Origin of the sequence: Endobacterium cereale, from assembly GCF_009617585.1 — a bacterium.
Classification (GTDB): Bacteria; Pseudomonadota; Alphaproteobacteria; order Rhizobiales; family Rhizobiaceae; genus Neorhizobium; species Neorhizobium cereale.
This window is the reverse complement of record NZ_WIXI01000036.1, coordinates 80,841-87,071: the sequence shown is the minus strand read 5'-3', so window position 1 is coordinate 87,071 and position 6,231 is coordinate 80,841. Positions and strand designations below refer to the sequence as shown.

General features: G+C 59.3%; 7 protein-coding genes. 6 read left to right on the top strand and 1 reads right to left on the bottom strand.

Annotated elements, in window-relative coordinates:
• The coding region (locus GAO09_RS06580) for a 4Fe-4S dicluster domain-containing protein (RefSeq protein ID WP_209018626.1) at positions 1–535 on the top strand (535 nt) is incomplete at its 5' end.
• A gap of 37 nt (positions 536–572) precedes the next feature.
• On the opposite strand, the gene GAO09_RS06575 is transcribed toward GAO09_RS06580, so the two are convergent.
• Positions 573–1,457, bottom strand: coding sequence for a LysR family transcriptional regulator (locus GAO09_RS06575; protein WP_153353239.1), 885 nt, complete (start codon positions 1,455–1,457; stop codon positions 573–575).
• Positions 1,458–1,570: 113 nt separating this feature from the next.
• Between GAO09_RS06575 and GAO09_RS06570 the strand changes: the two genes are divergently transcribed.
• The 5 genes from GAO09_RS06570 to GAO09_RS06550 all read left to right on the top strand — a co-directional run bounded on the left by GAO09_RS06570 (position 1,571) and on the right by GAO09_RS06550 (position 6,119).
• On the top strand, positions 1,571–2,395 hold the full coding sequence (locus tag GAO09_RS06570) for an oxidoreductase (RefSeq protein ID WP_153353238.1): 825 nt from the start codon (positions 1,571–1,573) through the stop codon (positions 2,393–2,395).
• A gap of 468 nt (positions 2,396–2,863) precedes the next feature.
• Positions 2,864–2,959, top strand: coding sequence for a pyrroloquinoline quinone precursor peptide PqqA (pqqA, locus tag GAO09_RS06565; RefSeq protein WP_153353237.1), 96 nt, complete (start codon positions 2,864–2,866; stop codon positions 2,957–2,959).
• A 613-nt stretch (positions 2,960–3,572) separates the two neighbouring features.
• Positions 3,573–3,923: a pyrroloquinoline quinone biosynthesis protein PqqD gene (locus GAO09_RS06560; protein WP_235937953.1), complete on the top strand. Its 351-nt coding sequence runs from the start codon at positions 3,573–3,575 to the stop codon at positions 3,921–3,923.
• Positions 3,920–5,083, top strand: coding sequence for a pyrroloquinoline quinone biosynthesis protein PqqE (gene pqqE, locus GAO09_RS06555; RefSeq protein ID WP_153353236.1), 1,164 nt, complete (start codon positions 3,920–3,922; stop codon positions 5,081–5,083). Before GAO09_RS06560 ends, pqqE begins: the two co-directional genes overlap by 4 nt.
• Positions 5,022–6,119 (top strand): hypothetical protein, encoded by a 1,098-nt coding sequence (locus tag GAO09_RS06550; RefSeq protein WP_153353235.1) that lies wholly within the window; start codon positions 5,022–5,024, stop codon positions 6,117–6,119. Before pqqE ends, GAO09_RS06550 begins: the two co-directional genes overlap by 62 nt.
• Positions 6,120–6,231 lie beyond the last annotated feature (112 nt).

Sequence of the window (6,231 nt, the reverse complement as noted above, 5' to 3'; positions counted from 1 at the left end):
CGACGGCCCGATCGGCAAGGATTTGAAGAGCGTGCGCAACGTCAAACCGCTATGGTCGAAGCTCGGCACGGTGCTGGGCGTTTCACTTGGTGGCCTCGACATGTGGACCAACCAGCTTTTTGGCTTCTCCTTCTTCGGCACGCTGAAACACGGCAAGACGGATGCGCAGTCGCTCGAGCCTGCAAAACTGCATAAGAAGATCGATTATCCGAAGCCGGATGGTGTGCTGACCTTCGACCGCCTGTCCTCGGTGTTTTTGTCCAACACCAATCATGAGGAAGACCAGCCGGTTCATCTCCAGGTAAAGGACATGGACCTGCAGAAGCGCTCCGAACACGACGTTTATGCCGGGCCCTCGACGCGCTACTGTCCGGCCGGGGTTTATGAATGGGTCGAGAAGGATGGCGAGGAGGTCTACGTCATCAACGCGCAGAACTGCGTGCACTGCAAGACCTGCGACATCAAGGACCCCAACCAGAACATCAACTGGGTCCCGCCGCAGGGCGCCGAAGGCCCGGTTTATCAGAATATGTGACGTTCGATGAGGCGGGCTGAGCGGCCCGCCTCTTTCGTTAGACCCGCATCGCTTCAATGACAGCCCTCAAACCCGCCGACATGTATTTGCGGGTTGGATAATAGAGATAGAGCCAGTCTTCCGGCGGGCACCACGGTTCCAGGCACCGCACCAGCCTGCCATCGCGCAAAAAGGGTTCGGCGCGGTTTTCCCAGACATAAGCGAGCGCGATGCCGGATAAGGCGGCCTCAATCATCAACTCGTGGTCATGCAGGGTCAGCGGGCTGGTCGGCTCGACGTCGATGGTTTCCGTATCGCGGTCGAACGACCACGCATAAGGCGTGCCGCTCGGATAGACATTGCGGATGCAGATGTGGTTCTTCAGGTCCGCAGGTGTCTGCGGTAGCGGCCGCCTTTCGAAATAGGCGGGTGAGCCGACGACGGCAAATCGAAGGCGTGGATTGATCCTCACCGCCGTCATACCGTCGCGCAGGCTCTCGCCCAGTCTTATGCCCGCATCGAAACCGCCCTCTACGATATCTTCCAGCCGGTCGGTGGCGACGATTTCCAGCTGCAGGTTCGGGTTTTCACGGATCAGTTTCGCCATGACCGGCCCGAGTACGAAGGGCGCGATCGAGCTTGGCGCATTGATGCGCACCTTGCCGAACGGCGTGTCGCGATACTGGTTGAGCGCATCGAGCGCCGAGCCGATCTCGCCGAATGCCGGCGACAACTGGGCCAGCAGCATGGTGCCGGCATCGGTGAGCGAGACGCTACGGGTCGTGCGGTTCAAAAGCCGGATACCCACACGCGCTTCCAGATTGCTCACCGCATGGCTGATGGCCGACGCCGTGACGCCACGCTCCTCGCTTGCCTTGCGAAAGCTGCGATGGCGGGCAACGGCCTCGAAAGCCGCCAGTTCGGAAAGATCGGTCGCGCGCATTGATGAGCCAAATTCATGATTGTCATAAAAACTATGCCGCTAATCGCGCCAATCGAAAAGGCCTAATTCTGTCCCTGCAAACGCAACATCCATCCTTCGAAAGGGACATCGTCATGAAAACCTGGTTTATCACCGGCGCCTCGCGCGGCTTTGGCGCTCTCATCACCGAACGGGCTCTTGCCAAGGGCGACAATGTCGTCGCAACGGCCCGCAATCCGCAAACGGTCATCGATCGTTTTGGCGATCATGCAAATCTGTTCGCCGTGGCGCTCGATGTCACGAATGAGGAGCAGGCTGTCGCCGCCGCCAAGGCTGCCGTCGAGCGCTTCGGTCGCATCGATGTGCTTCTCAACAATGCCGGTTTCGGGCTTCTTGGCGCAGTCGAGGAAGCCACGGCATCGCAAGTGGAGGCTATCTATCGCACCAACGTGTTTGGCCTTCTCTCGGTCACCCGTGCTGTGCTGCCGCATATGCGCCGGCAGCGTTCTGGCCGCATCCTCAACCTGTCGTCGATCGGCGGTTATCGTGCAGGCCCTGGTTTCGGTGTCTATTCCTCGGCAAAATTTGCCGTCGAAGGGCTGACGGAATCGCTGAGTGCCGAACTTGCCCCGCTCGGCATCTACGTCACCGCCGTCGAGCCCGGTTATTTCCGCACCGATTTCCTCGATGCGGCCTCGCTGTCGGTCAGTGACGGTATCATCGCAGATTACGATGAAACGGCGGGCGCCATGCGCCGGCTGGCGGCAAACGTCAGTCACAACCAGCCGGGTGACCCGCAGAAACTTGCCGATGTGCTGATCAGCTTTGCTGATGCGGAAAATCCACCGGTGCGTCTGCCGCTCGGCAGCGATACGGTGCGGGCGATCGAGGAAAAACACATCTCGGATGCGGCCATACTGGCTGGATGGCGCCATATTTCGGTCTCTACCGATTTTTGAGATTGAAATGCCGAACTCACCTGCGCCACGGTTGCCGCGATCAATGTGGCCGTGGTGCAGGCCCTTATGTCATCGAGACGCGCAAATGTGAGCAGCTGACGTCTTTACTCTTGCCGCTTTTCGATGCAATCTGTGGTCTATGGAGTGTTGAACGGGTCGTGACACTGGGAGGATGTCTTGGCCGACCGCCGATGGCTCCGCGTCCTCGCCGACCGTGCAGCTTTATCCACGGGGCGAGCCGCCTTGCATCACGACGGCAAAATGGTCACCGCCCCTGGTCGCCGGCATCAAACCGGCAGACAATCTTATCATCACGCCTGCGATCCATCTTGAGAACCCGCGCGGTTTTCGGATCGATACGTCCGGAGCGGACGGATGTGTCCTCTCCCCGGCACCGGCAACACCAAGGTGTCAAAAACACGTCCGGCAGCGTTGCCCTGAAGGACCAGCAACGAAAGGTGAAGGCTCATGAAATGGCATGCTCCTAAATTCAAGGAAGTCACCTGCGGCATGGAAATCAATCGATATGCGCCGGCCGATGGCGACGAACCGATCCTGTTCTAAGCACGGGATGACGGTTTGAACGGAAAAAAAGGCGTCGATACGCTTTCTCGTTCCGGCTGCTGCCGCGGGAAATGGTTTGCCGCAGTGGAGCTGTGGTTGCCGTAACTGCGCGGCGGCATGTCGGAACGAGACCGTGCCGCCGCCATGATCCTGACTGGTGTCGGTGCCGATGGTGCAGATGCTGCCTATGGCTGATGCTGAACGCCGCGCCGTATCTGCTTGTGCAACCGTAGCGCAATCCGGATTTGTGGCGCAGCAATCTGCGCGCAAACCCGATTGCCAGCTATTTATGCCACCGGCATCTATGCCAACTGTTTCGCCGGCGTCTGCTGCGTTACGCCCTCTGCAGACGGCTGGGCGCCTGGGGTTGCCGCCAGCTGCGCAATGAGGCTCTGAGGGCGTCGAATTCGAGCTGAAATACCTGCTTCCTCATGCGGACACGCGGAGAGCAGGATGTGATTTCGGCCGCACCCGCCTAACGACCGATCTCCTGTGCTGGCAACTGCATGCGTCGGCTTTGTGCCTATGTCACTCCGACGCGGACTCCTCCGGGCGGCCGGGATGAGGCGTGAGGCGATTTCCAGGCCGAACCGCATGAGAATTGAGGGCGACAATGAGCGAGGGCAGCGCATTCGATATCAGCCGGCGCATGGCTGCAAAGCAAACATCTTCCGTCGGCAAGGACATCGTCATCGATGGCGGCGCGCTTGCGAAGCTTTCCCGCAGCGTCGAATTGCTCGACGACCCGGCAAGCGGCCAGACGTTGCCGCCGCCGGAACGGGCGCTGGCGCGGGATGAAATCGCCGTCGTCACTTTAAAATCGAGGGATGGCAAACGAGCGCTTGATGGTATCGCGGCCGAATTTTCCGACATGTTCGGGGCACCGAGGAAAGCATTTCTGGCCGATATGATCGCCTTCATCCGTGCGTTTTCCAATCGCCGCATGCTGGAGATTTCGCGATGAACATGGTGGCAAAAGCGCCGGTCATGCGTGTACGCCCGTCTCCGCCAATCGCCATGCTGGCGGAACTGACGCACCGATGTCCTCTCGGCTGTCCCTACTGTTCCAATCCGCTGGAACTGGTGAAGGGGCAGGACGAGCTTTCCGCCGCCGAATGGATCGACACGTTTCGGCAGGCGGCCGAACTCGGCGTGCTGCATCTGCATCTGTCCGGTGGCGAGCCTGCAGCGCGGCGTGACCTCACCGAACTGACGAAGGCGGCGGCCGACTTCGGGCTTTACACCAATCTCATCACGTCAGGCATCGGGCTTACGGAAAAGCGGGTGACGGAACTGGCCGATGCCGGGCTCGATCATGTGCAATTGTCGATCCAGGGTTCGACCGAGGCAATGGCCGATCGTGTCGGCAACTATCGCGGCGGTTATGCCCGCAAGATGGCGGTCGCGGGCTGGGTGACGGCAACCGGCGTTCCATTGACCGTCAATGCCGTCTGCCACAAGCAGAATATGGACCAGATCGGCGACATGCTGGATCTGGCGGTGAGGCTTGGTGCGCGGCGTATCGAGGTGGCGACCGTGCAGTTTCATGGCTGGGCGGAGAAAAACCGGGCGGCTCTGATGCCGACCCGGGAACAGGTAGAGTGCACCACGGCCTTGGTGGAGGACGCGCGCAAACGGCTGGAAGGCGTGCTGGTGATCGATTACGTCGTCGCCGACCACCATGCACGTTACCCGAAAGCCTGCATGGGCGGCTGGGGCTCGAGCGGCCTCAACGTCACGCCGTCGGGCCGCGTTCTGCCCTGCCATGCGGCGGAAAGCATTCCCTCGCTGGAGTTCCAGACGATACGCGACGCCTCGCTGTCGCAGATCTGGTACGACAGTTCCGCCTTCAACTCCTATCGCGGCGACGACTGGATGCAGGAACCCTGCCGCAGTTGTGCGCGCAAACACATCGACCATGGTGGCTGCCGTTGTCAGGCGATGGCGCTCGTCGGTGATGCGGCGGCGACCGATCCGGTCTGTGTTTTTTCGCCTCATCATGCGGCTCTGGCGCAACAGGCCGGACGTGACGCAGCGAGCCGGCAGACGGATTTCGTCTATCGTGGCGGCGCTGGTGGGGCTTGTCCTGATCGTTGCATGGAATATTCCGCTGCCGGGATTTGATCCGGCAAGGCTTGAGCCTCAGAGTGGCACTCTCTCGCAAGGCATTTCGATTTTCGCGCTCGGAATCGCGCCGATCTTTAGCGCTCTGACTTTGGTTGAAGTGGTTCGTCTGATGGCAAGACGGAGGGCTCGCCCGGAGCAACGGGCTGGTAATGTCGAGATTATCACAGTCGGCGTGGTCGCGTTGTTGATCAGTCTCCTCGATGGTTATGATCTTATCGAACGCTTGCGGGCATCGGGCGCAGTGATCTGGAATGCGGATACTTTCTTATGGTTGACGCTTGCGACCTTTACCGGAGTGACGGCAGTCGGCGTGATCTTGTGTTATCGCCTTCCTATGCCGGGCTTTCGCCATTGCTTCTGGCTGTTGCTGTCCGTTCAGGTCCTTGAATTCCTGCCGACGCAGATAGGCTGGGGCCTGGACCTAGGCCGGACAGGCGTGGTCTCGGGGAATGGCTGGCTGATTTTCGCTGCCTTTTACGTTTTCTGTTTTGCCGCTGTCAGCCTGATGCTGTCGTTGTGGCGATCTGCTTGTGTGCCGCAGGGCAGGACAGATGTTGACCAGATCAAGGAACCGCTCGACATCCTGATCTGGCCGCTCGTTCTGGCGATCTGGACAGCTCAGGTGCTTATCAACATCGTCGGCATGACTGCACCGGAACTGATGTTCAGATTGATCGTGATTTTTGGACATGGGTTTGGCGTGGTGATGATTGCGATCGTGCATACCGTCGGTCGATATTATGCCGAGATCCACACCGTGTTGGCCGCGTTCGCAATTCCTTTGTTCGTCCTCGCCTACATCAGGCGAAACAGAGACAATATTCGCACTGATGCGCCGCTGGCTCTGACCGCGACGGTCATCGTTGTTGTCCAGATCGCAATCTTGATCGTTCCGATTGTTTTGGAACGATATTCACCACACATGTTCGGCACCGACAAAACCGGCCTGCTGGCGGTAACACTAACGATTATGGGCCTTTACGTCGGTGAGAAGCGATCGGCACGAACCAGAACATACTCGCAGCCTGCATGAGCAAATACTTGGGGTGATGCAGCGGATGTTTTACCCGCTTCCGCACCATCTTGCCCCACACATTAACAAATCGCTGACAGGGTAGTTTTCCTTAGCGGTTCATTAACCATGA

Coding starts and splice junctions, on each gene's coding strand:
- GAO09_RS06575 (WP_153353239.1), bottom strand. CDS start 1,457: ATGCGCGCGACCGATCTTTCCGAACTGGCGGCTTTCGAGGCCGTTGCC.
- GAO09_RS06570 (WP_153353238.1), top strand. CDS start 1,571: ATGAAAACCTGGTTTATCACCGGCGCCTCGCGCGGCTTTGGCGCTCTC.
- pqqA (WP_153353237.1), top strand. CDS start 2,864: ATGAAATGGCATGCTCCTAAATTCAAGGAAGTCACCTGCGGCATGGAA.
- GAO09_RS06560 (WP_235937953.1), top strand. CDS start 3,573: ATGAGCGAGGGCAGCGCATTCGATATCAGCCGGCGCATGGCTGCAAAG.
- pqqE (WP_153353236.1), top strand. CDS start 3,920: ATGAACATGGTGGCAAAAGCGCCGGTCATGCGTGTACGCCCGTCTCCG.